This window comes from Nonomuraea typhae (assembly GCF_009760925.1).
In the GTDB taxonomy this organism is placed as follows: Bacteria; Actinomycetota; Actinomycetes; order Streptosporangiales; family Streptosporangiaceae; genus Nonomuraea; species Nonomuraea typhae.
The window spans coordinates 1-23,021 of sequence record NZ_VRLV01000009.1; the positions used below are offsets into that span (position 1 = coordinate 1).

The 23,021-nt window shown below is 69.7% G+C and carries 26 protein-coding genes and 1 rRNA gene; 16 read left to right on the top strand and 11 right to left on the bottom strand.

The window, feature by feature from the left end; translation table 11 throughout:
- A 5S ribosomal RNA gene (gene rrf / locus FVE25_RS30815) occupies window positions 1-114 on the top strand; the annotation flags it as partial.
- A 50-nt stretch (window positions 115-164) separates the two neighbouring features.
- Here the strand turns inward: rrf and FVE25_RS30820 are convergent.
- On the bottom strand, window positions 165-614 hold the full coding sequence (locus tag FVE25_RS30820) for an Lrp/AsnC family transcriptional regulator (protein WP_157250630.1): 450 nt from the start codon (window positions 612-614) through the stop codon (window positions 165-167).
- A 127-nt stretch (window positions 615-741) separates the two neighbouring features.
- On the opposite strand from FVE25_RS30820, the gene FVE25_RS30825 reads away from it, so the two are divergent.
- Together FVE25_RS30825 and FVE25_RS30830 are read left to right on the top strand one after the other, a co-directional pair.
- Window positions 742-1,623 (top strand): phenylalanine 4-monooxygenase, encoded by an 882-nt coding sequence (locus tag FVE25_RS30825; protein WP_157250631.1) that lies wholly within the window; start codon window positions 742-744, stop codon window positions 1,621-1,623.
- A 69-nt stretch (window positions 1,624-1,692) separates the two neighbouring features.
- On the top strand, window positions 1,693-2,562 hold the full coding sequence (locus FVE25_RS30830) for a serine hydrolase (protein WP_246267694.1): 870 nt from the start codon (window positions 1,693-1,695) through the stop codon (window positions 2,560-2,562).
- A 7-nt stretch (window positions 2,563-2,569) separates the two neighbouring features.
- Here the strand turns inward: FVE25_RS30830 and FVE25_RS30835 are convergent, their stop codons facing one another.
- The 5 genes from FVE25_RS30835 to FVE25_RS30855 are packed head-to-tail and all read right to left on the bottom strand — an operon-like array spanning window position 2,570 to window position 6,962.
- Window positions 2,570-3,274: a response regulator transcription factor gene (locus FVE25_RS30835; protein ID WP_157250632.1), complete on the bottom strand. Its 705-nt coding sequence runs from the start codon at window positions 3,272-3,274 to the stop codon at window positions 2,570-2,572.
- A complete protein-coding gene (gene pstB, locus FVE25_RS30840) occupies window positions 3,274-4,101 on the bottom strand; it encodes a phosphate ABC transporter ATP-binding protein PstB (protein WP_219825735.1) in 828 nt (275 codons plus the stop codon). The genes FVE25_RS30835 and pstB overlap by 1 nt, the downstream gene beginning before the upstream one ends.
- Window positions 4,102-4,120: 19 nt before the next feature.
- Window positions 4,121-5,017: a phosphate ABC transporter permease PstA gene (gene pstA, locus FVE25_RS30845; RefSeq protein WP_157250634.1), complete on the bottom strand. Its 897-nt coding sequence runs from the start codon at window positions 5,015-5,017 to the stop codon at window positions 4,121-4,123.
- Entirely contained in the window at window positions 5,017-5,958 is a 942-nt protein-coding gene (gene pstC, locus FVE25_RS30850; RefSeq protein WP_157250635.1) for a phosphate ABC transporter permease subunit PstC, read from the bottom strand. Before pstC ends, pstA begins: the two co-directional genes overlap by 1 nt.
- Window positions 5,958-6,962 (bottom strand): PstS family phosphate ABC transporter substrate-binding protein, encoded by a 1,005-nt coding sequence (locus FVE25_RS30855; protein ID WP_219825716.1) that lies wholly within the window; start codon window positions 6,960-6,962, stop codon window positions 5,958-5,960. Before FVE25_RS30855 ends, pstC begins: the two co-directional genes overlap by 1 nt.
- Before the next feature lie 151 nt (window positions 6,963-7,113).
- On the opposite strand from FVE25_RS30855, the gene FVE25_RS30860 reads away from it, so the two are divergent.
- On the top strand, window positions 7,114-7,584 hold the full coding sequence (locus tag FVE25_RS30860; protein ID WP_157250636.1) for a low molecular weight protein-tyrosine-phosphatase: 471 nt from the start codon (window positions 7,114-7,116) through the stop codon (window positions 7,582-7,584).
- Window positions 7,581-8,372, top strand: coding sequence for a fructosamine kinase family protein (locus FVE25_RS30865; protein WP_157250637.1), 792 nt, complete (start codon window positions 7,581-7,583; stop codon window positions 8,370-8,372). Before FVE25_RS30860 ends, FVE25_RS30865 begins: the two co-directional genes overlap by 4 nt.
- 1 nt (window position 8,373) lies before the next feature.
- Here the strand turns inward: FVE25_RS30865 and hisN are convergent, their stop codons facing one another.
- A complete protein-coding gene (gene hisN / locus FVE25_RS30870) occupies window positions 8,374-9,165 on the bottom strand; it encodes a histidinol-phosphatase (RefSeq protein ID WP_157250638.1) in 792 nt (263 codons plus the stop codon).
- Between the two features lie 106 nt (window positions 9,166-9,271).
- Here hisN and FVE25_RS30875 point away from each other — a divergent pair, with 106 nt between their 5' ends.
- A complete protein-coding gene (locus FVE25_RS30875; RefSeq protein ID WP_157250639.1) occupies window positions 9,272-9,715 on the top strand; it encodes a DUF4442 domain-containing protein in 444 nt (147 codons plus the stop codon).
- 1 nt (window position 9,716) lies between these two features.
- Here the strand turns inward: FVE25_RS30875 and rsgA are convergent, their stop codons facing one another.
- Both rsgA and aroA read right to left on the bottom strand, forming a co-directional pair.
- Window positions 9,717-10,748 carry a ribosome small subunit-dependent GTPase A gene (gene rsgA / locus FVE25_RS30880; RefSeq protein WP_157250974.1) on the bottom strand — a complete coding sequence of 344 codons (1,032 nt, stop codon included), beginning with the start codon at window positions 10,746-10,748 and terminating at the stop codon, window positions 9,717-9,719.
- Window positions 10,745-12,028, bottom strand: a complete 1,284-nt coding sequence (gene aroA, locus FVE25_RS30885; RefSeq protein ID WP_181019765.1) for a 3-phosphoshikimate 1-carboxyvinyltransferase — start codon at window positions 12,026-12,028, stop codon at window positions 10,745-10,747. Before aroA ends, rsgA begins: the two co-directional genes overlap by 4 nt.
- 80 nt (window positions 12,029-12,108) lie before the next feature.
- Between aroA and FVE25_RS30890 the strand changes: the two genes are divergently transcribed.
- Window positions 12,109-12,855 carry an SOS response-associated peptidase gene (locus FVE25_RS30890; protein ID WP_157250641.1) on the top strand — a complete coding sequence of 249 codons (747 nt, stop codon included), beginning with the start codon at window positions 12,109-12,111 and terminating at the stop codon, window positions 12,853-12,855.
- Window positions 12,856-12,996: 141 nt separating this feature from the next.
- Window positions 12,997-13,329: a TraR/DksA family transcriptional regulator gene (locus FVE25_RS30895; RefSeq protein ID WP_157250642.1), complete on the top strand. Its 333-nt coding sequence runs from the start codon at window positions 12,997-12,999 to the stop codon at window positions 13,327-13,329.
- On the opposite strand, the gene FVE25_RS30900 is transcribed toward FVE25_RS30895, so the two are convergent.
- Window positions 13,326-14,063, bottom strand: coding sequence for a class I SAM-dependent methyltransferase (locus tag FVE25_RS30900; RefSeq protein WP_157250643.1), 738 nt, complete (start codon window positions 14,061-14,063; stop codon window positions 13,326-13,328). The genes FVE25_RS30895 and FVE25_RS30900 overlap by 4 nt on opposite strands.
- Before the next feature lie 267 nt (window positions 14,064-14,330).
- Here FVE25_RS30900 and FVE25_RS30905 point away from each other — a divergent pair, with 267 nt between their 5' ends.
- The 7 genes from FVE25_RS30905 to FVE25_RS30935 all read left to right on the top strand — a co-directional run bounded on the left by FVE25_RS30905 (window position 14,331) and on the right by FVE25_RS30935 (window position 20,781).
- Entirely contained in the window at window positions 14,331-14,936 is a 606-nt protein-coding gene (locus tag FVE25_RS30905) for a sigma-70 family RNA polymerase sigma factor (protein WP_157250644.1), read from the top strand.
- Window positions 14,933-15,199, top strand: coding sequence for a mycothiol system anti-sigma-R factor (gene rsrA, locus FVE25_RS30910; protein WP_157250645.1), 267 nt, complete (start codon window positions 14,933-14,935; stop codon window positions 15,197-15,199). The genes FVE25_RS30905 and rsrA overlap by 4 nt, the downstream gene beginning before the upstream one ends.
- 10 nt (window positions 15,200-15,209) lie before the next feature.
- Entirely contained in the window at window positions 15,210-16,151 is a 942-nt protein-coding gene (locus FVE25_RS30915; protein WP_157250646.1) for an NAD-dependent epimerase/dehydratase family protein, read from the top strand.
- 235 nt (window positions 16,152-16,386) lie between these two features.
- On the top strand, window positions 16,387-17,736 hold the full coding sequence (locus FVE25_RS30920) for an HD-GYP domain-containing protein (RefSeq protein ID WP_157250647.1): 1,350 nt from the start codon (window positions 16,387-16,389) through the stop codon (window positions 17,734-17,736).
- A complete protein-coding gene (locus FVE25_RS30925) occupies window positions 17,733-18,995 on the top strand; it encodes an HD-GYP domain-containing protein (protein WP_157250648.1) in 1,263 nt (420 codons plus the stop codon). The genes FVE25_RS30920 and FVE25_RS30925 overlap by 4 nt, the downstream gene beginning before the upstream one ends.
- A gap of 182 nt (window positions 18,996-19,177) precedes the next feature.
- A complete protein-coding gene (locus tag FVE25_RS30930; RefSeq protein ID WP_246267696.1) occupies window positions 19,178-20,527 on the top strand; it encodes an acetyl-CoA carboxylase biotin carboxylase subunit in 1,350 nt (449 codons plus the stop codon).
- Window positions 20,528-20,571: 44 nt separating this feature from the next.
- Window positions 20,572-20,781 carry a biotin/lipoyl-binding carrier protein gene (locus FVE25_RS30935; RefSeq protein ID WP_157250649.1) on the top strand — a complete coding sequence of 70 codons (210 nt, stop codon included), beginning with the start codon at window positions 20,572-20,574 and terminating at the stop codon, window positions 20,779-20,781.
- Here the strand turns inward: FVE25_RS30935 and FVE25_RS30940 are convergent.
- Entirely contained in the window at window positions 20,771-21,151 is a 381-nt protein-coding gene (locus tag FVE25_RS30940) for a thioesterase family protein (RefSeq protein WP_157250650.1), read from the bottom strand. The genes FVE25_RS30935 and FVE25_RS30940 overlap by 11 nt on opposite strands.
- 218 nt (window positions 21,152-21,369) lie before the next feature.
- Here FVE25_RS30940 and FVE25_RS30945 point away from each other — a divergent pair, with 218 nt between their 5' ends.
- Window positions 21,370-23,019: a serine/threonine-protein kinase gene (locus tag FVE25_RS30945; RefSeq protein WP_157250651.1), complete on the top strand. Its 1,650-nt coding sequence runs from the start codon at window positions 21,370-21,372 to the stop codon at window positions 23,017-23,019.
- Window positions 23,020-23,021: the final 2 nt, after the last annotated feature.

Consider the following 23,021-nt stretch of genomic DNA (forward strand, 5'->3'; position numbering starts at 1 on the left):
GGTGGTTATGGCGGGAAGGAAACACCCGGTTACATTCCGAACCCGGAAGTTAAGCTTCTCTGCGCCGATGGTACTGCACTCGGGAGGGTGTGGGAGAGTAGGTCGCCGCCGCACAAATATTGATCAGGAAGGGTCACCCCGCTACGGGGTGGCCCTTTCTGTGTTTATGCGCCAAGAAGCGGCTCCACACGGAACGGGATCTGTGTGGACAGGGCGATCGTCGAGTCCGTGCGTTGGACGGCCGGCGAGGCCAGGATCGTGGCGATGACGTCCTGGAGATGCTCGGTGCTTTTCGCCGCCACCCGGCACAGCAGGTCGTGCTGCCCACTGGTTCCGTGGACCTCCAGGATCTCGGGGACCGCGTGGAGGGCCTCCACGGCCTCGGTCAGCCGGCCCTGGGCGATCTGGAGCCAGACGAAGGCCAGGATCGGGTAGCCGACCCTGGTGAGGTCGATCGTGGGGCCGAAGTCGACGATGACGCCGCGCGCGGTCAGCTTCTCGACACGGGCCTGGACGGTGCCGCGTGCGACGCCCAGCAGCCGGGCCAGCTCGGTCAGGCCGATGCGCGGGTGTGCACGCATGGTGGCCAGGAGCCGGGCGTCCAATGCATCCATCGGATGTCTCCCTCAGAACTGGGCGATTCGACCAGTGTCTCACGTCCACGGCAAGCGATATTGAGCGGATCGGGCAGGAGAACTGCTCGCTCTTGCCAGCGAAAGCTGGAATTGCTGTCATTTCCTCATGTTCGAGGAAGCACAGTACTTCGCCCCGGTGGCGACGCAGGGGGACGGCTCGGTCGTGGTCGAGCTGTCGCGTTCGCACCCGGGGTTCGCCGACCCGGTGTATCGGGCCCGGCGCAACGCGATCGCGGGGCTCGCGGTGAACCATCGGCGGGGAATGCCGATTCCGGCCGCTGAGTACACCGAGGAAGAGCACGGCATCTGGGCGCTGGTCGCCGGCGAACTGGCCGTCAAGCACAAGCGGTATGCCACGGCGGAGTACCTGGACGGCGCTGCCCGGCTCGGCCTGCCGTACGACCGGATTCCGCAGCTCGAAGAGGTGAGTGAGCTGCTGGAGCCGCTCACCGGGTTCCGGTACCTTCCGGCGGCGGGGCTGGTGCCGCTGCGGGACTTCTACGGGGTGCTGGATGATGGGTATTTCCACTCCACGCAGTACATCCGCCATCATTCGGTGCCGTTCTACACGCCTGAGCCCGATGTCATCCATGAGGTGATCGGGCATGCCAACGCGCTGGCCAACGATCGGTTCGCGGCGTTGTACCGGCTTGCGGGGCAGGCGGCGCGGCGGGTGGAGAGCGATGCGGCGCTGGAGTTCGTCTCGAAGGTGTTCTGGTTCACGCTGGAGTTCGGCGTGATGGCCGAGGGCGAGGAACTACGGGCCTACGGGGCGGGGATTCTGTCGTCCTATGGGGAGATCGAGGAGTTCCGGGGGATGCGGATCCTGCCGCTCGATCTGCGGGAGATGGGGCAGACGGAGTACGACATCACGAAATACCAGGATGTGCTGTTCCGGGCGGAGTCGATGCAGCACCTGGAGGACGTGGTCGGCGGCTTCTGGGCGACCTGTGACGACGAGTCGATCGCGGAGCTTACGCGCGGCTAGCAGTCTTCATGATTTCTCACCATAATGCGTGAGAAATCATGGGGAAGGGCTAGTGAGGTGTGGGGACGGGTGCTCCTGGCTACCGTCCTCATGCTGCCCGGAGGGATAGGCGTCCTGCCCGTACGTGCCGCACGGGTCACCTCGCCTGCCGTACGGGAGACCGCCGGCGAGGTGTACGGCCCGGCCAGAACCGCGCCGGTCAAGGCGCCCGAACTCGAATCCAAGGAGATCACCCGGCGGCTCGACGCCTTCCTGGCAGGGCGGGCGGGGCCGGTGACGGCCACGGTCAGGGATCTGGTCACCGGGCGGATCTACCGCTACCACCGCCACGAACGGCTCATCACGGCCAGCGCCGCCAAGGCGCTCATTCTCATGGCCCTGCTGCGGAAGACCCCCTGGCGCGAACTGGACCGTGCGGCACGGCACGACGCCGACATCATGATCCGCTACAGCGACAATCACGCGGCCGACCGGCTGTGGACGCGGATCGGTGGCGCCGCGGGGTTCAGCAGGGCCGCGAAGGCGTTCGGCCTGCGGCACACGCAGGGCGTCCCGGGCGACTGCCTCGACCTGTTCTGCTGGGGCATCACCAAGACCTCGGCCGACGACCAGGTGCGGCTGATGAGCGCGCTGGTGTCCAAGAAGAGCCCGCTGCCGGCGAAGGACCGCGAGCGCGTGCTCACGCTGATGCGCGGCGTAGCCGACGGCCAGAACTGGGGCGTGCGCGCGGGAGCGTGCAAGGGCGACCAGGTGGCGCTGAAGAACGGCTGGCTCAAGCGGGTCTCGACCAAGCGCTGGGCCGTGGTCAGCACCGGGCTGATCGGCAGGAGGTTCGCGGTGGCGGTCCTGTCCGAGGGCAGCGCGGACGTGGGTGACGGCATCGCCACGGTCGAGGGCGTGGTCACCCGCATCCTCAGGTCGTTCAGGAAGTGCGGCTAGGTGCTAGCTAGGGCGTGACGAGGCGATAGCCGACTCCTCTGACCGTCTGGATGAGCTGGTCGTCCTCGTCGCCGAGCCTGGCGCGCAGTCTCTTGACGTGGACGGCGATGGTGTTGGTGGAGGTCGCGTCGGTGGCGTTCCATACGTGGCGCATGATCTGCTCGCGGGTGACCGTGCGGTCGGCGTTGCGCATCAGGTAGTGCAGCAGCTCGAACTCGCGCAGCGGCAGGTGTACGGCGTGGCCGCCGACCCTGACCTGGTAGGCGCGTACGTCGAGCTCCACTTCACCCACGCGCAGCAGCGACCGTGACTCCGGCGAGGCGGCCTGGACGAACGGGAGCAACTCCAGCACCCGGTACGGCCGGGCCACACAGGCCGCGGCACCCGCCGCCAGAGCCTGCACCGCCTGTTCGGCATGCCCCTCTCCGACGCCGAGCAGCACGGGTACGGCTCGCGCGAGCCGTACCGCGCGCACGAACTCCACGGCGCTGATCACCGGCAGCGTGGCGGCGACCAGCACCACATCGGGCCTTAAAGCCCCGGCCTGGAGCAGCGCCTGCGCGCCGTCGCCGACGCCGGCGACCGTCACGCCCTCGCGTTCGAGCGCGGTGGCCAGCTCCTGGACGATGCTCTCGTCGGGGTCGGCCACCAGCAGCACGGGCGCCGTACGAGTGTCCCCGTGCACCTCGGATGCCGTCTGCTGGTGGGCCATCAGCCGAATCGTCCGGTGATGTAGTCTTCGGTGCGCTTGTCGGAGGGATTGGTGAAGATCCGACTGGTTTCGTCAAACTCGACCAGGCGGCCGTGCCGTACCTGCTGCTCGTCGACGTCGGCGGTGAAGAACGCCGTGCGGTCGGAGACGCGCGCGGCCTGCTGCATGTTGTGCGTCACGATCACGATCGTGTAATCGCGCGACAGCTCCTGCATCAGGTCCTCGATCTTGGTGGTGGCGATCGGGTCGAGTGCGGAGCAGGGCTCGTCCATGAGGATGACCTCGGGCCTCACCGCGATCGCGCGGGCGATGCACAGGCGCTGCTGCTGGCCGCCGGACAGGGACAGGGCGTTCTGCTTGAGCTTGTCCTTGACCTCGTCCCAGAGGGCCGCCTGGGTGAGCGCCTGCTCGACCAGGTCGTCCATCTTGCCCTTCATGCCGTTGACGCGGGGGCCGTAGGCGATGTTGTCGTAGATGGACTTGGGGAAGGGGTTCGGCTTCTGGAAGACCATGCCGATACGGCGGCGCACCTCGATGGGGTCGACGTGGTCGCCGTAGAGGTCCTCGCCGTGGTAGGTGATCGTGCCGGCGGCGCGGGCTCCGGGGATGAGGTCGTTCATCCGGTTGAAGCAGCGAAGCACCGTGGACTTGCCGCAGCCGGACGGGCCGATCATGGCGGTGATCTCACGGTTGCCGATCGTCATGTCGACGTTGCGGACGGCTTCGTAGTCACCGTAGTAGACGCTCAGGTTCGCGACGGTGAACACCGGATCCAAGGCTTCGATGTTGCGGGGGGCCTCTGGGCCGCGGACGGTGATGTTCGGCATGATCTCGGTCATTTCTTCCTTACCACCGCTTCTGGTAGCGGTTACGGAGCCAGATGGCCACTGAGTTCATCAGCAGCAGGATCGCCAACAGAACCACGATCGCGGCGGCGCCGATGATCTGGATCTCGGGCCTGGAGTTGGTGATCAGGTTGTAAATCTGGACCGGCAGAACGGAGAAACTGCTGCTCAGCCCGTCGGGGTTGAAGCGGACCAGAGTGGCCGCGCCGAGCAGCAGGAAGGGCGCCGCCTCGCCGATCGCGCGAGACAGCGCCAGAATGGAACCGGTGGCGATACCCGGCACCGATGCGGGGAGCACCTGCCGCCAGATCGTCTGCCACTGGGTGGCGCCGAGCGCCAGCGACCCCTCGCGGATCGAGGGCGGCACGGACTTGATGGCCTCGCGGGCCGCGATGATCACGATGGGCAGCACCAGCAGCGACAAGGTGATCGCGCCGGTGATCACGCTGGGCCCCAGGCCGAAGCCGCGGGAGATGACGCCGAGGCCGAGGATGCCGTAGACGATCGAGGGAACGGCCGCCAGGTTGGCGATGTTCAGCTCGATCAGCCGGTTGTACCACTTGGTCTTGTCGGCGTACTCCTCCAGGTAGACCGCCGCGAGCACGCCCGTGGGCAGTGCCATGACCGCGGTCAGCGCGACGACCCAGAGCGTGCCCATGATGCCGGACAGCACGCCGGCCGTCTCGGCGTTGGCCGTGCGCAGCGACGGAAAGTTCTGAAGGAGGTTCAGGTCGAGCCGGTGCCAGCCCTGGCTCACCACGTAGACGAGCAGCACGGCCAGGAAGACCATGGCGATGGCCAGGCTGGAGAGCAGCGCGACGCGGAACAGGTGTTCCTTGAGCGGCCTGCCCTGGCTGGCCAGCCGTACGGTCGAGGCAGGTGTGGACAGGATTGCCATCAGTCGTACACCTCGCGGTACTTCTGCACCATGCGGGCGCTGAACCAGTTCATCGCGAAGGTGATGATGAACAGCAGCGAGCCCACAGCGAAGATCGTCTTGTAGGGGATCGAGCCGGTGGACAGGTCGCCCGCGCCGGCCTGGGCGATGAAGGCGGCCATGGTGGCCATCTCGTTGGTCGGGTCGAAGGTGAAGATCGACTTGAAGCCGCCCGCGACCGCCACGATCATCGTCTCGCCCGCGGCGCGGGAGATGGCCAGAATGGTCGCGGCCACGATGCCGGAGAACGCGGCGGGCACGACGACCCGGACCGAGGTCAGCATCTTCGAGGCGCCCAGCGCGAAGGAGCCCTCGCGCAAGCCGTTCGGCACGGCGGCCATGGAGTCCTCGGACAGGGAGGCAACGATCGGGATGATCATGATTCCGACGAGCAGTCCGGCCGACAGCGCGTTCTTCGCCTCCAGGTTCAGGAAGGGGAAGATGTTCTTCAGCAGCGGCGTGAGGAAGGTCAGCGCGAAGTAACCGAAGACGACGGTCGGGACGCCGGCCAGGATCTCCAGCACGGGCTTGAAGAACTTGCGCACGCCGGGCTTGGCGTACTCCGAGAGGTAGATCGCCGCGGCCAGGCCCAGCGGGACCGCCACGATGACCGCGATGAGGGTGATCTCCAGCGTGGCCACCACGATCGGCCAGACGCCGAAGGTCGCCGGCTTGATCAGCGGGCCCCAGTTCGTCGAGCCGAAGAACTCGCCGATGTTCACCGCCTGGAAGAACTCGATCGTCGGCTCGACCAGGGAGTAGATGATGCCCAGCGTGGTCGCGATCGAGACCAGCGCCGCCGCCAGCAGCAGCGCCTTGATCAGAGCTTCGCCGTAACGCGGGCGCGACCGCGCCAGGGACCTGCCGGTCCCCGGAGCGGTCGCTTCGGGCTGCGCAGCCATCAGCTCGCCTTCAGCGCCGTGATGTCGCTCTTGAGCTTGGCCTCCTGCTCCGCGTTGAGCGGAATGAACTTCGCCTCCTTGGCCAGGGAGCCGATGTTGGCGGCCAGGTAGTCGAGGAACGCGGCGACCTCGGGGCGCTTCGCGGCCGTGGTCGAGGGGTAGACGAACAGCGAGCGGGCCAGCGGCGTGTACTTGCCGCCCTGGGCCGACTCGACGCTCGGGGCGACGCAGCCGCTGCCGGAGTCGATCTCGACGGCGGTCAGCTTGTCCATGTTCTCTTCGTAGTAGGTGAACCCGAAGTAGCCCAGGCCACCCTTGGCGCCGGCGACACCGGTGACGATGTCGTTGTCGTTCTCGGAGGGGCTGTAGTCCTTGCGGCTGGCGCCCTCCTCACCGTTGATCTCGTCGGTGAAGTAGTCGAACGTGCCCGAGTCGGCGCCGGGGCCGTACAGCTTCAGCGCCTCGGCCGGGAACTTGGCGTCGACGTCCTTCCACGTCTTGACCTTGCCCTCGGCGGCGGGCTCCCACATCTTCTTGAGCTGTGCCGTGGTGAGGCACTTGGCCCAGGTGTTCTCCTTGGGCACGACCACGGTCAGGGCGTCGGTGGCCACCGTCAGCTCGGTGAACTTGATGCCCTTGCCCTCGCAGGCCGTCTTCTCCTCGTCCTTGATCGGGCGGGAGGCGTTGGAGATGTCGGTCTCGCCGGCGCAGAACTTCTCGAAGCCACCACCGGTGCCGGAGGTGCCGACCGGAACCTTGACCGTAGGCTGCTCCTCGCCGAAGGCCTCGCTGGCCACCGAGATGAGCGGGGCGACGGTGCTGGAACCGTCGATCTTGATCTCGCCGCTCAGACCGGCGGCGGGCTCGGAGGCGCTGTTGCTGGCCGCCGGGGCGGAGGCTTCGGGGCTGGCCGCAGTGCTACCGCCGCCGCCACAGGCCGCCGCGAAGGAAACGACGAAGGCGGCCGTCGCCACCGCGCTCAGGCGGCGCTGTCCACTGGTCACGGTTTTGTGTCCTTCTCGTACGGAGATCCATGCTTTCTACGAGACAGATAAAACTGGGGAAAAGTGAACGGAAATGAAACGAGTCGTGACCGGTGTCGGAAGTCGTGCCGCGCCTCGTGTGAATAGCTCCTCAAGCGGCATGCTGGACCCCATGACGTATCGCGTATGCCTGGTGTGCATGGGGAACATCTGCCGCTCGCCGATGGCCGAGGTGGTGCTGCGGGCCACGCTGGCCGAGAACGGCCTGGCCGGCGTGGTCGTGGAGAGCGCGGGGACGGGAGACTGGCACGTGGGCGGGCCCATGGACCAGAGGGCCGCCGAGACGCTGGCCGCCGGCGGGTACGACGGCTCGGCGCATCGGGCCAGGCAGTTCACCCGGGAGTGGTTCGACCGGTTTGACCTGGTCCTCGTGATGGATTCCGGCAATCTGCGCGCCCTCCGCACGCTCGCCCCCGCGGGGCGGGAGGTGCGCCTGTTCCGCTCGTACGACCCCGCCGCGCCGGCCGACGCCGAGGTCCCGGACCCCTACTACGGTGGCCAGGACGGCTTCGACGAGGTGTTGCGGCAGGTCAGGGCCGCTTCGGAGGGGCTGGCCAAACAGCTGGCCGCCGAGCTCCGGTGAAGGTGGTCCAGCACCTCGGCGCCTCACACGCCTGGCGGCTGGAGCGCGGGGTGCTCGACGACGGGCGGGAGGTCTTCGTCAAGACCGGTGCTGTTTCCGCTTTGTTCACTTCCGAGGCGGCGGGGCTGCGCTGGCTGGGGGAGGCGGCGGAGGCCGCCGAGGTGATCGACGTGGACGCGGATCGGCTGGTGCTGTCGTGGGTGGAGGCCGAGCGGCCGACCCCGGTGGCGGCCGAGCGGTTCGGGCGGATGCTGGCGCGCATGCATCGCGCCGGGGCCGACGGGTTCGGGGCGCCTTGGCCCGGGTTCATCGCCGAGCTGCCGATGGACAACGCGGCCGCGTCCGACTGGCCGGCGTTCTACGCTTCTCGCCGCGTTCTCCCCTTCGTACGGCAGGCCGGGGTGTTGTCGGCGGGGGAGGTGGCTCAGGTGGAGGCTGCGGTCGCGAAATTTCCGGAAATTTCCGGGCCGGCCGAGCCGCCTGCCCGCATCCACGGCGACCTGTGGAGCGGCAACGTGATGTGGTCGGGCGGCACCGGCGTGCTCATCGACCCGGCCGCCCACGGCGGGCATCGGGAGACGGATCTGGCCATGCTCGACCTGTTCGGCACGCCGTACCTGGACCGGATCCTCGGCGCCTACCGGGAGGAGTGCCCGCTGGCGGACGGGTGGCGGGAGCGGGTGCCCCTGCATCAGCTGCACCCGTTGCTGGTGCATGTCGTGCTTTACGGCGACGGGTATCGGGGACAGCTGATGGGCGCGGTGGAACGGGTCCTCCGGCTGGGCTGACCTACTGGGACTGGGCGTTGAGGTGGTCGATCGCGGTCTCGTGAAGGAGGCCGTTGCTGCAGACGAGGCTGCCGCCCTCAAGGCTCGCGGCGCCGGCGACGTCGCTCCAGCGGCCGCCGGCCTCCTCGACGATCACCGTCAGCGCGGCCATGTCCCACGGGGACAGCTCGGGCTCTGCCGACAGGTCCACGGAGCCCTCGGCGACCATCATGTGCGACCAGAAGTCGCCGTAGGCGCGGGTGCGCCAGCAGGCGCGGCTCAGGTCGAGGAAGTCGCCGAGCCTGCCCTGCTTCTCCCAGCCGCCGAAGCTGGAGTAGGAGAACGAGGCGTCGCTGAGCTCCCGCACGGCCGAGACCTGCATGCGGCTGGCCTTGGTGAGGCTCTTGCCGGTCCAGGAGCCGCCGCCCTTGGCCGCCCACCAGCGGCGGCCCAGCGCGGGCGCCGAGACCAGGCCGACGACGACCTCGCCGTGGTCCATGAGCGCGATCAGCGTGGCCCAGACGGGTACGCCGCGGACGTAGTTCTTGGTCCCGTCGATCGGGTCGATGATCCACGAGCGGGCGCCCCAGCCGGTCTTGCCGAACTCCTCGCCCACGACGGCGTCGCGCGGCCGCGCCCGGCGCAGGGTGCCGCGGATCGCCTCCTCGACCGCCCGGTCGGCGTCGCTGACCGGGGTGAGGTCCGGCTTGGTCTCGACCTTGAGGTCAACCGCCTTGAACCGCCGCATGGTCAGGTCATCGGCGGCGTCCGCCATGACGTGTGCGAGGCGTAGATCGTCGATGTAACCCGTCACGAGGAGCCACGCTACCGTGCCGGGCACGCGACGCATCAGAGGTCGATTGCCCCTTTCTTTCCCATGCCTCCCGGGAGTCTGGTTACTCACGAGTAGCATTGGGGTCATGTCTTTTGATGTGGGCGCATTCCTGCTGCAGACCGTGCCGTTCGCGGGCACGATCGGGGTCGAGTTCGACAAGGTGCAGGACGGGTACGCCGCCTGCCGCCTCCCCGACCGGGCCGACCTGCACAACCACGTTCAGGGGCCGCACGCCGGGGCGCTGTTCACGCTCGCGGAGTCGGCCTCGGGGGCGGCCATGCTGTCCGCGCTGGGCGACCAGTTGTCCCGGGCGGTACCCCTGGCCACGACCGCCGTCATCCACTACCGCAAGCTGGCCAAGGGCGAGGTCACCGCCGAGGCGCGGCTGCTTGCCGACCGGGACGAGGTCGTCGCCCGGCTGGACGCGGGGGAGCGGCCGGAGTTCGAGGTGGGCGTGGAGATCAAGAACGCCGAGGGCACGCTGGTCAGCGAGATGACCGTCTCGTGGACCCTGCGGCCCAACCGCTGACCTACTCCGCGGACGGGTCGGGATCGCGGGTGGCGAGCAGGCGGCGCAGGCTGTCGAGACGGGCCGGATCGGCGTGGCCTTCGGCGGCCCAGGCGTCGAGCGCGCAGTCGGGGCCGCGGTGGGTGCAGCCCTTGGGACAGTTGACGGTGCCCTCGATCAGGTCGGGGAAGGCGGCCAGCACGGTCTCCACCGACACGTGGGCCAGGCCGAAGCTGCGCACCCCGGGCGTGTCGATGATCCAGCCGCCCTCGGGCAGCTCGAGGGCGACGGCCGAGGTCGAGGTGTGGCGGCCGCGGCCGGTGACCGCGTTCACGTGGGAGACCGCCCGGTTGGCATCCGGGACCAGGGCGTTGACCAGCGTCGACTTGCCGACCCCCGAGTGGCCGACGAGCACGCTGACCTTCCCGGCCACGTGCTCGCGCAGCGCGTCCAGCGAACCGCCCTTATGCACGACCACGTGCGGCACGCCCAGCGGCTCGTACAGCGCCAGCAGCTCGTCCGGAGCGGCCAGGTCGGACTTGGTCAGGCAGAGCAGCGGCTCGATGTCGGCGTCGAAGGCGGCGACCAGGATGCGGTCGATCATGCGGGGGCGCGGCGGCGGCTCGGCCAGGGCGGTCACGATGACGAGCTGGTCGGCGTTGGCCACGACCGGGCGCTCGATGCCGTCGGTGTCCTCGGTGTCGTCGGCCGAGCGGCGCAACATCGAGGTGCGCGGCTCGACCCGGACGATGCGAGCCAGCGTGTCGGGTTCGCCGGAGACGTCGCCGACCAGCGCCACCCGGTCGCCCACGATGATGCCCTTACGGCCCAGCTCACGGGCCTTCATCGCGACCACGAGCCGGCGGCTGGGCTTGGCCCGCTTCTTCCGCCCGCCCTCGGGCGCCTCGACCAGTGAGGTGTAGCGGCCACGGTCCACCGCGACCACGAAGCCCTCGACGGCGTCGTCGTGGGCAGGGCGAATCCGGGTCCGCGGCCGTGAACCCTTCCCCGGCCTGACCCTGACGTCGTCCTCGTCGTATTCGCGCCGCTTCAGCGGACTTCTCCCCGTAGCATCTCCCCCCACATGCGGGTGAATTCCGGAAGGGTTTTACCCGTGGTCGCGATGTTCTCCACCTCGACGCCCGCAACGGCCAGGCCGATGACCGCGCCCGCGGTGGCCATGCGGTGGTCGGCGTAGCTGTGGAAGACACCGCCGTGAAGGGGGCGCGGGCGCACGATCAGCCCGTCGTCGGTCTCCTCCGCGTCGCCGCCGAGGCGGTTGATCTCGGTGACGAGTGCTTCGAGGCGGTTCGTCTCGTGGCCGCGGATGTGCGCGATGCCGCGCAGCCGGCTCGGCGTGGTGGCCAGCGCCGCCAGCGCGGCGATCGTGGGCGCCAGTTCGGACTCATCACGCAGGTCGGCGTCGATGCCGTTGAAGGTGCCGGTGCCGGTGAGCGTGAGCGTGCCGGTGGGCGTCAGCTCGACCGTCGCGCCCATCTCGGCCAGCAGCCGCCGCAGCGCGTCACCCGGCTGGGTGGTGCTCGGCGGCCAGCCGGGGATGCTCACGCTGCCGCCCGCGACCATGGCCGCGGCCAGGAACGGCGCCGCGTTGGACAGGTCGGGCTCGACCGTCGTCTCCCGCGCCGCGATCGGCCCCGGCGCCACCCGCCACACGTCGGGCTCGCCGTCGTCGACGTGCACGCCGGCGTCCCTGAGCATCTGCACGGTCATGAGGATGTGCGGCTGCGAGGGCACCGGCGGCCCGTCGTGCCTGATCGTCACGCCCTTCTCGAACCGCGCCGCGGCCAGCATCAGCCCCGAGACGAACTGCGACGACCCCGACGCGTCGATCGTCACCTCGCCGCCGCTCAGCGGCCCGCTGACGGTGAACGGCAGGGCGTGGTTGTCCACCGTGGCGCCCAGGGCGCGCAGGGCGTCGAGGATCGGCCCCATCGGCCGCTTGCGCGCGTGGGCGTCGCCGTCGAAGCGCACCTGCCCGTCGGCCAGCGCGGCCACCGGCGGCACGAACCGCATCACGGTCCCGGCCAGGCCGACGTCGATCTGCGCACCGGCCACGATCGGCCCAGGGGTGACCCGCCAGTCGACGCCCGCCGCGCTCTCCCGCACCGCCTCGAACCCGGCGCCGAGCGCCCGCAGGGCCGCCACCATGAGGTCGGCGTCACGGCTGCGCAACGCCTGCCGTACCAGCCCCGGGCCGTCGGCGAGCGCGGCGAGGAGCAGCGCGCGGTTGGTCACCGACTTCGAGCCGGGCAGGGCGACGGCGGCGGCGACGGGAGCGGCCGCGACCGGGGCGGGCCAGTGCTGAGCGGACATGCTCAAAGCCTACTGGCAGCCGATACGGCGGGCCGCAGCCGATGTGTGCGGGCGAAAGCCGTACGTGGCAGTGTGGGGACATGTGTGGGAGATACGCCTCGGCGCGGAAGAAGCACGAGCTGCTGGAGGAGTTCCAGGTCGAGCTGGACGCCGAGCCTGACAAGGAGCTGAGCCCCGACTACAACGTGGCGCCGACCAAGCAGGTCTACGCCGTCCTGAGCAGGGTGCCGGAGGAGGCCGAGCGGGCGGTCCGGCAGCTTCGGGTGGTGAAGTGGGGGCTGGTGCCGGTCTGGGCGAAGGATCCGTCGATCGGGTCGCGGCTGATCAACGCGCGGGCGGAGACGCTGGCCGAGAAGCCGTCGTTCAAGCAGGCGTTCGCCAAGCGGCGCTGCCTCATTCCCGCGGACGGGTATTTCGAGTGGATGCCGGTCGAGGGTGACAAGAAGAAGAAACAGCCCTTCTTCATCCATCCCGAGGACGGCGGGGTGCTGGCGATGGCGGGGCTGTACGAGTTCTGGAAGGACAAGACGCGCGAGGACGACGACCCGCTCAGGTGGCTGGTCACGTGCACGGTCATCACGACCCAGGCCGAGGACGAGCTGGGGCACATCCACGACCGGATGCCGATGATGATCGAGCGCGAGCGGTGGGCCGAGTGGCTCGATCCGAAGCTGACCGACACCCGGACGGCCGAGGGGCTGCTGGTTCCGGCGCAGTCGGGGCGACTGGTTGCCTCCCCGGTGTCCACAGATGTCAATAATGTCCGTAACAACGGGCCGGACCTCATCAAACCTCTCCCTGAGGAGGGGGAAAGCGCGCTTTTCTAGAAGGTGTAAGAAGCACCCTTAGTGGGCATCCGGTGAGGAAAGCGATGACTCGGTGTCACCGCACATCCACCCCCACTGCGCTGGGCGGGACCGCCGGGGAGTCTCGTCCGGCTCCCCACACCCACCCGGAGGTGCGGATTCGTGGACGACACGACCGCTCGGGAGCGCCTTGAGAGCATGCAGGCCGAGCTTGACCGCTCGATCAGGGTCCTGACGGGTGATCCCGTCGCCGTGCGTGAGCGCTCCGCGGCCGACGCCGGATCCGATCTGACCGACGCCGACCGCGTCCAGGCCATGCTCGACGTGGCCGTCGCGCAACGCAGGGCCGTCAGCGCCGCGCTCAAACGCATCGACGACGGCTCGTACGGGCAGTGCGTCGACTGCGGCAAACCCGTGCCGGACGGCCGGTTGGAGGCCCGGCCCGAGGCCGCCCGCTGCGTGCACTGCCAGGCGAAACAGGAGCGCCGCCGCTAGGCCGACTTCCGGGCGCTGGCCACCAGGTGGATGCCGACCGTGTCGTCGTCGTCCGGGTGCGCCTCCAGTTCGGTGCGCACCAGCCAGGCCAGCGACCTGGAGTCGGAGCCCAGCACGTGGTCCACCGTCGAGGGCGAAAGGACGGTGCGCGGCCGTACCCACTCCACCTCCAGGCCCGCGCCCATCAGCAGCTCGCGCAACTGCCCGCTGCTGAAGCAGCGGGTGATGCCGCCGTCGGGCCACGGCACGAGCATGACCTCGCCGGTCTGCCGCAGGTGCTGCCACTGGCCCTGCTCGGCCAGGATCGCCATGCCCAGCACCAGCGAGTCCACGCACAGCAACGCCCGCCCGCCGGGACGCAGCACCCGGGCCACGTCCGACATCGCCGACTCGGCCATCAGCTCCACCGACATGGCCCGCTCCTCGGCCACCACCGCGTCGACGCTCTCGTCGGGCAGGAAGGACAGGTCGTCGGAGCGCACCTGACGGACCCGGATGTCACGCAGCCGGGACTGGTCGGCAGTCCGGCGGAAGTCGACGACCTCGATCACCTTGTGACCGGCCCGCGCGGCCTGACCGGACCAGCGGCCCCGGCCGCCCGACAGGTCGAGGATCACCGACGGCTGGGCCGGAAGCCATCTGCTCAACTGTTCCGCGACGACCGCGCGATAGAACGTCCAGTACGGCCCGAGCGTCCCCGAGCCGTTCAGTTCCTCGGCCGGAATGGGCAGCACACGCGACTCCTGGGTTCTGGGCTACCAGCCGGTACGTATTCTTTTTCCCCGCACCGGGTCGTTCGTCACCTTCTATCTTGCGGGAACAGACGCGGGCGCGGGGGTGTTGTGCGGGGCATGCTCGCAGTAGCCGATGGTCTCGACCGCTCCGCAGGTCGCCTCCAGATACCGCCTCCTGCCCCCCGTGACCGGCGGCTTGGTGGCAAGCAGGTATTCTCCCCTGAGTACGGTGTACCGCCACAGCCGGCCACCGGTGATCTTAGGGGGGTGGGTCCGGTGCCCGCGACAGGCGCGGAGACTCTGGAGCAGCGAAGTGAACGGTTCGAGCGCGACGTCATGCCGTACCTCGAACAGCTCTACTCCGCCGCGCTCCGGATGACCCGGAACCCGGCGGATGCGGAGGACCTGCTACAGGAGACCTTCGCCAAGGCGTTCGCCTCGTTCCACCAGTTCCAGGAGGGCACGAACCTCAAGGCGTGGCTCTACCGGATCCTGACCAACACCTTCATCAACAGCTACCGCAAGAAGCAGCGGGAGCCGAAGCAGTCGGGCACCGAGGAGATCGAGGACTGGCAGCTCGCCCGCGCCGAGTCGCACACCTCCTCCGGCCTGAAGTCCGCCGAGGCCGAGGCGCTGGAGCACCTGCCCGACGGTGACATCAAGCAGGCGCTGGCCGCCCTGCCGGAGGAGTTCAGGATCGCGGTCTACCTCGCCGACGTCGAGGGCTTCCCGTACAAGGAGATCGCCGACATCATGGGCACCCCGATCGGTACCGTGATGTCCAGGCTCCACCGCGGCAGGCGGCAGTTGCGGAGCCTGCTCGAGGACTATGCTCGCGAGCGTGGCCTGGTCCCGGTGGAGGGGACGAAATGAGCTGTGGGAACCCGCACGACACCGACTGTCGTGAAGTGCTGGACAAGGTCTACGCCTACCTCGACGGCGAGCTCGGCGAGGGCGACTGCGTCGACATCCGGGTACACCTCGACGAGTGCGGCCCGTGCCTGAAGGAGTACGACCTGGACAAGGTCGTCAAGCAGCTCGTGGCCAAGCACTGCGGCTGCGACCCCGTCCCGGCCGACCTTCGTTCCAAGGTTCTTGGCCGGATCGAACAGGTCAGGGCCGAGCTCTCCGACTAAGATCTTCACCATGCGCGTGCTGGTGACCGGAGGAGCCGGGTTCATCGGATCCACCCTCGTCGATCGTCTGCTGGCCGACGGCCACGAGGTGCTCGCGGTGGACGACTTGTCCTCCGGAGGCCGGGCCAACCTGGCAGCGGCCTTGGAGAACGACCGTTTCCACCTGCGCGAGCTGGACATCCGCGACCCGGCCATGATCGAGCTGGGCGCGCAGTGGCGGCCGGAGGTCGTCTGTCACCTGGCCGCCCAGATCAGCGTGCGCAAGAGCGTGGCCGACCCGGTGCACGACGCCCGGGTCAACGTCGAGGGCACCGCCTCCGTCCTGGCCGCCGCGCGCGAGGGCGGCAGCCGCAAGGTGGTCTTCGCCTCGTCCGTCGCCGTGTACGGCCGGCCGCCCGCGATCCCGGTCCCCGGCGACGCCCCGGCCGACCCCCGCTCGCCGTACGCCGCCTCGAAGCTCAGCGGCGAGACCTACCTTTCGACCTTCCACGCGCTGTACGGCCTGCAGTACACCACGCTGGTGCTCGCCAACGTCTACGGCCCGCGCCAGTCGCCCGACGGCGAGGCCGGCGTGGTCGCGATCTTCACCGACGCGCTGATCAACGGCGTGCCCACCGTGCTCTACGGCGACGGCACCCAGACCCGTGACTACGTCTACGTCGAGGACGTGGCCGACGGCTTCGTGCGCGCCTGCGGCGGCGACGGCAACGGGCGCCGGTTCAACCTCGGCACCGGCATCCAGACCACCGACCGGCGCCTGCACTCGCTCATCGCCGACGCGGTGGGCGCTCAGGACAAGCCCGGTTTCGCCCCGCCCCGGCCGGGTGACCTGCCGGCGATGGCCGTCGATCCGGTGCCCGCCTACGACGGACTGTCCTGGCAGCCGGCCACCGACCTGGCCTCCGGCCTGCGCGCCACCGTCGCGTGGGCGCGGGAGAGTTGCCGCAGGTAGTGGCTTGATTACGCTTTGCTTGCGATTCTCGACTCCACCCGTTTCCGCACGTCAACTTCTGTAGCGTGAATCACAGAATCCGACGTGGAGGAAGTGGATGTTGAAGGTTCTCACCGCCCGGCTGATCACCGCAGCTCTGCTGATCACACCGGTGGTCCTTCTTTTCGCGGCCAGCGGCGGCGGTGGCGCCCTGCCGCCCGGGGTCTCCTGGACCTGACGCCCGAAGGGGGCCGCAATGCGTGATCTTTCGTGGCCTGCGAAGGTCTATCTGGTCGCCGTCATCGGGGCGGCCGCCGCGCTCTTCGCCAACAGCCTGATCACCAAGGGGTGGCTGGTCGCCCGGGAGAGTTTCGGCATTCTGCTGGTGCTCGCTCTGCTGTTCCTGGTCTGCGAGTCGATGCCGACGCTGCTGAACGTGGAGCAGTTCGCCGTCTCCGTGAGCTTCTCCGCCGCGCTGGCCGCGGTCGTGCTCATCGGAATGGAGGGCGCCGCGCTGGTCGGCCTCACGGCGGTGCTGAGCGTACGGCCCGGCCTGCCGCTGATCAAGCGGCTCTTCAACGGCGCCCAGTTCGCGCTCTGCGGCTATGCCGCCGGCTGGGTCTACCAGCAGTTAGGCGGAGTCTCCGGCGTGCCGCAGGTCAACGCCTTCGGTGACCTCATCGGCCCCTACGCCGTGGCCACGGCGGTCTTCGTGCCGCTCAACATCGTGCTGACGCTCACCATGATCTCGCTGGCCACGAAGGTCGGCGCGGTGGAGGTGCCGATGCGCGGCATGGTGCAGTTCCTGCTGACCTATCTCGGCTACGGCACGTTCGGCCTTCTGGTGGCGGGGTTGTGGGCCACGATCCAGTCGATCTCGGCGGTGCTGGTGCTGCTGCCGCTGTTCGTGGCGCGCTGGGCGTTCGGGCAGTATCACGCGCAGCAGCGCTCCTACGACGCGACGATGGCCGCGCTGTGCCAGGCGGTCGAGACCAAGGACTACTACACCCGGGGTCACTGCACGCGGGTGTCGCTCGCCTCCACGATGATCGCGCAGGAGATCGGCATGGGCATGGACCGGCTGCGCGCGATCCGCTACGCCGGGATGCTCCACGACGTGGGCAAGCTGGGCGTGCCCACGAAGGTGCTGCAGAAGGAGGGGCCGCTGACCGAGGAGGAGTTCGCCGCGATTCAGCTGCATCCGATGCGGGGGCTGGAGATCGTGCGCGGCATCGACTTCCTCGACGAGGCGTTCGCCGGGATCATGCACCACCATGAGCGCCACGACGGCAAGGGGTACCCGATGGGGCTGGCCGGGGCGGAGATCCCGGAGTTCGCCCGGGTCATCGCGGTGGCCGACGCCTTCGACTCGATGACCTCCGACCGCTCCTACCGCGGCGCCCGCCCGGTGGCGGTGGCGGTGGCGGAGCTGGAGCGGGGGGCGGGCACCCAGTTCGACCCGGTGATGGTGGCCGCCTTCATCAAGGCGCTCGAACGCAACCCGTGGCAGCCGCAGCGCCGTGTCGAGCCGCCGCCCGAGGAGGCCACGGCCGTCAAGGACCACGACGATCCGACGATGCCGATCCAAGTGGTGACGGGTCAGTGAGCAAACCTTTCCGGGGGCTCGACTCGGGGCAGTTGCTGCTCATCTGCGCGGCCGGGCTGGTGGCGGTGGCGGGCGTGGCCCACACCGCGGCCGTCGGGCTGGAGCGGCCCGAGGTGGCGATCGGTTTCGGCGCGCTCATCGCGGTGGGCGAGCTGGCCCGGCTGACGATGCCGGGCAACCGGGAGGTCGCGCCGATCGGCGCGGCGGCGGCGCTGGGGTACACCGTCCTGCTCGACCTGGCCACGAACCCGTTGCGCCACTCGGCGCTGCAGGTGGTGGCGGTGATCGCGGTCGGCATGGTGGCCGGCGCCCTGCCCCATCTCGCGGTGGGCCGCCCGCCGCGCCTGGACGCGATGGCCAGACGGCTGCTGACCGGCGCGCTGCTCGCCTTCGCCTTCCGGCCGCTGGCCGACACGCTGCACAAGCTGACGCTGGGGGATCGGGGCACCTGGTGGCCGGCGCTGACGGTGATGGTGGCGCTGATCGCGCTCACTTTGGGCATCGACATGCTGATCGCGGCGATGCTGCGGGCCGAGCAGGTGCGCACCGCGTTCAAGGTCGCGGTCCGCGACGAGCTGCGGATGGCCTTCCCGCTGGGCGCGGCGGTGGCCGCCTCCGGGGTGCTGCTCGCGCTGGCCTCGCACAGCATGGATCTGGTGGCGCTGGTGGTCTTCGCCGCGCCGCTGCTGGTCACCCAGGTGGCCTTTCGCAAGTACGCCGGGATCCGGGCCACGTACCTGCAGACCGTGCGGGCGCTGTCGCGGGTGACCGAGGTGGGCGGATACGTCGAGCCCGGGCACTCGCGGCGGGTCAGCCGCCTGGCGGTGGCGATCGGGCGGGAGCTGGGCATGTCCGAGCCCGAGTTGCTGGAGCTGGAGTACGCGGCGCTGATGCACGACATCGGGCAGTTGTCGCTGCGCGACCCGATCCCGGGCGGGGCGACCGTGCTGACCGAACCGGACCAGGCCAGGCGCATCGCCGAGTTGGGCGCCGAGGTGATCAGGCAGACCGGGGTGCTGGACCGGGTGGCCGACGTGGTGCGCCGCCAGTGTGACCCGATCGACGAGGATCCGCCGCTGTCGAGCCGGATCATCAAGGCGGCCAACGCCTACGACGACCTGGTCGGGGGTTCCACCGACCGCGACCGTGCCGGGGCGGCCCTGGAGCGGCTGCGGCTGGCCACCGGCTCGCAGTACGACGGCGCCTGCATCACGGCGCTGGCCAGGGTCGTCGACCGGGCGCCCGCCTACCGGTTGTAGATCCGGGGTGGTGGGGGAGAAGTTAGGGGGGTTTCCCGCGCAATACAAAGAGTCGGGGGTTTGAGCGGTCGATAGCGCGTTTCCGGCCGTTCCTCTTTGTGGGGTTCCTACAGAACGTCCCCCTCTGATCGGTGGTTTCGGGAGAAAGGGGTGGCACCGGCGGCGGTCGTAGGGTGGGCGGCGTGCTTACTGAGACCCTGGGACCCGTTCTGATCGCCAACCGCGGGGAGATCGCGCGGCGGATCATCCGCTCGGTCCAGCGGCTGGGGCTGCGCGCCGTGGCGGTGTACTCCGAGGCCGACGCCGATCTGCCGTTCGTCACGGAGGCCGACGAGGCGGTGCTGCTCGGCCCGGCCAATCCCGCTCAGTCCTACCTGGACGTGGACAAGGTGCTCGCGGCCGCCCGGCAGACGGGGGCGCGGGCCGTACATCCGGGGTATGGCTTCCTGGCGGAGAACGCCGCCTTCGCCCGCGCGGTCGTCGAGGCGGGGCTGGTGTGGGTCGGCCCGGCGCCCGAGGCGATCGAGCAGATGGGCGACAAGATCAACGCCCGCAACCTGATGGAGAACGCCGGGGTGCCGGTGGCGGCGGGCACCCGTGAGCCGGTCACCGACCTGGAGAAGGCGGTGGCGGCCGCGGCCGAGATCGGCTACCCGGTCATGGTCAAGACCGCCGGCGGCGGTGGCGGCATCGGGATGAGCGTCGCCCACGACGAGCAGGGCCTGACCAAGGCGTTCGAGCAGGCGGCCAGGGCCGCGGCGCGCTTCGCCGGCGACGCGGACGCGGGGCCGGCGATCCTGCTCGAGCGCTACATCGAGCGGGCCCGCCACGTCGAGGTGCAGATCCTCGGCCTGCCCGACGGCACCGTCGTGGCGCTGGGCGAGCGTGACTGCTCGGTGCAGCGCCGCCACCAGAAGGTCGTGGAGGAGTCGCCGTCGCCGGGCATCACGCCCGAGCTGCGTGAGCGCATGCTGGCCGCGGCCGTGCGCGCGGGCGAGGCGGTCGGCTACCTGGGCGCCGGCACGGTCGAGTGCCTGGTCGACGCCGACCATCAGGACTTCGTCTTCCTGGAGATGAACACCAGGCTGCAGGTGGAGCACCCGGTCACCGAGCTCGTCACCGGTCTCGATCTGGTCGAGCTCCAGCTGCGGGTGGCCGCCGGGGAGAGCCCGCGGGTGCGGGCCGAGCCGCGTGGCCACGCCATCGAGTTCCGCGTCTATGCCGAGGATCCCAAGCGGTTCTTCCCCGGACCTGGAAAGATCACGGTCTGGCGGGAGCCGGCCGACGTCCGGATCGACTCCGGCTACGTCGAGGGCAACACGGTCACTCCGTTCTACGACCCGCTCATGGCCAAGCTCTGCGTGTACGGCGAAAGCCGCGCGGAGGCCATCGCGCAGGCCAAGGGCGCGATCGCCGCGTTTGCCATCGAGGGCCCGAAAAACAATCTCCCATTCTGCGGGGAACTGCTGGAGAATGCGGAGTTTGTCAGTGGTGATTACGACACGGGCCTGGTCGGGCGGATGCGCGCCTAGCGCGCATGGCATCGTTGGAATCGTGAGGAAGAGGAGTTCAAACCGTGGCTGAAGTACGCGCGGAGATGGTGGCGAACGTCTGGAAGGTGGTCGTCGCCAGCGGCGACACCGTCGACGACGGTGACACGCTCGTCATTCTCGAGTCGATGAAGATGGAGATCCCCGTCCTCAGCGAAGACGCCGGGGTCGTGACGGTGAAGGTCGCCGAGGGGGACGTCGTCCAGGAAGGCGATCTGCTCGCCGTCATCGAGTAGCGCGCTCCAGGAACTTCGCGCGGTCGAGCACGACCCGCTCCACGGTTCCCTGCCCGACGGTCTTGGCCCGGTCGCGGGCGGTGAAGCTGAAGACCAGCCGCCGCCCGTCGACCTCGATCAGTTCCACGCTGACCTCGACGTGCGCGCCCACGGGGCTGGCGGCGAGGTGTTCGAGCTGGACGCGGGTGCCGACGGAGGTCTCACTGTCGGCCAGGTGCGGGCGCACGGCCTCCACCGTGGCCGCCTCGGCCAGCGCGAGCAGCCGCGGCGTGGCCAGCACCGGGACGTCGCCGCTGCCGACCTCGGCGGCGGTGTCCTCCCGCTCGACCATGATCAGCACCTGTGCCCTGAGGCCGGGAGTGAGCGTCATGGCTTTCACCCTACTGGGGGCTGATCTTCGGGAAACGCGGACAAGGTCCACTGCAAGGCCGCAGGATAGGGTTTATACGGCTTGGTGGCATATGAGTGGCGTATGGGGCGCCCGGGTCATACACTCTCGAAGTTCCGTGACCTCTGCGTTACCCCACTGCGACACTGATCCGCTTTGGTAAAACCGGGGTTGGAGAGTCAGGGGGTACCGGGGGAGACATGGTCGCGCAAGGGACGACGCTGGCGGGGAGGTATCGCCTCGACACCCGCATCGGCGCCGGTGGCATGGGCGAGGTCTGGCGCGGAGAGGACATCGTCCTCGCGCGGACCGTCGCCGTCAAAGTGCTGCTCCCCGGACGGATGGACGACTCCGGCTTTCTCGCCCGATTCCAGGGCGAGGCCCGGGCGATGGCCACGATCAACCACGCGGGCGTCGTCGACGTCTACGACTACGGAGTCAGTGGCGACACCGTCTACCTGGTGATGAAGTTCGTCGACGGCGAATCGCTCGACAAACTGCTTGGCCGCCTCGGCCGCATCGCCCCCGAGCCGGCGATGGAGCTCATCGCGCAGGCCGCCTCCGCCCTGCAGGCCGTCCACGACCAGGGCATCGTGCACCGCGACGTGAAGCCGGGCAACCTGCTCGTCCAGCGTGACGGCACACTCGTGCTCACCGACTTCGGCATCGCCCGCTCCGACCTGGCCAACCGGCTCACCGACGCCGGCATGGTGCTCGGCACCGCCGCCTACTGCGCGCCCGAGCAGGCCGAGGGCGCGCCCGTGACCCCGGCCGTGGACATCTACGCGCTCGGCGTGGTCGCCTACGAATGCCTGGTCGGCCAGCGCCCCTTCGACGGCGACAGCGCTGTCACGATCGCGCTCAAGCACATCAGGGAAGCGCCGCCGCCGCTGCCCGCCGAGATCCCGGCGCCCGTGCGCGCGCTGGTGGAGACGGCGCTGTCCAAGGACCCGGCCCGGCGCTTCGCCAGCGCGGCCGACATGAGCCGCGCCGCCCGCCAGGCCGCCGCCGGTCAGCTGCCCGACGAAGTGGCCGCCGCTCCGGCGCAGCCGCCCGCTGAGCCGTACCAGACCGGAGTCGTTCCCGGGGCCTACCAGAGCGGACAGGCGCCGCAGCAGACGGGGCAGGGCCCGCACCAGACCGGCACGGGGCAGGTGCCGTACCCGACCGGTGCGATGCCGAGCCCGCCCGGCGACGACAACCAGACGGTGCCCGCCCCGCGTGGCGGTCGCCGTGCCGCCAAGGCGCCCCGCCGCGGCGGGCTGGTCGCGGCCATCGCCATCGCCCTGGTGCTCGGCGCGGGGGCGGGCGCGGTCGCGATCACCGGCATGACCACGGGCGGCGAGCCGGAGGTGACCGGGAAGCCCGCGGGCATCGAGGACGACGTCACCTCCAAGCCGCCCACGACCAAGCCGCCCAAGACCGCCCGGCCGCGGCCCACGCCCACGTACACCCCCACGCCGACCCGGGACCTCCCGACACAGGAGCCGACGGACGAGCCCACCGAGGAGCCGGCGAAGCCCAGCAAGTCCCCCTCGCCCACGCCTAAGCCCACCAAGTCGCCGTCGCCCACCCCCACACCCACGGTGGAGAAGAGGGTGGTCCCGGCCGTGGTCAACATGAAGTACCCGGAGGCGCGCAGGATCATCCTGGAGGCGGGCTTCGGCGTACGCGTGGACGACCAGGAGCGCGGCGCCTTCCCCGAGCGCTGCCTGACGGTGGTCGAGCAGAACCCGGGGTCGGGCACCAAGCTGGAGCTCAAGAAGCCGGTCCTGCTCACGCTGGTCAACACCGAGTTGTGCCCGACGTCGCCGCCGGCGCTCACGCCGTCGGCGACGCCCAAGCAGTAGCG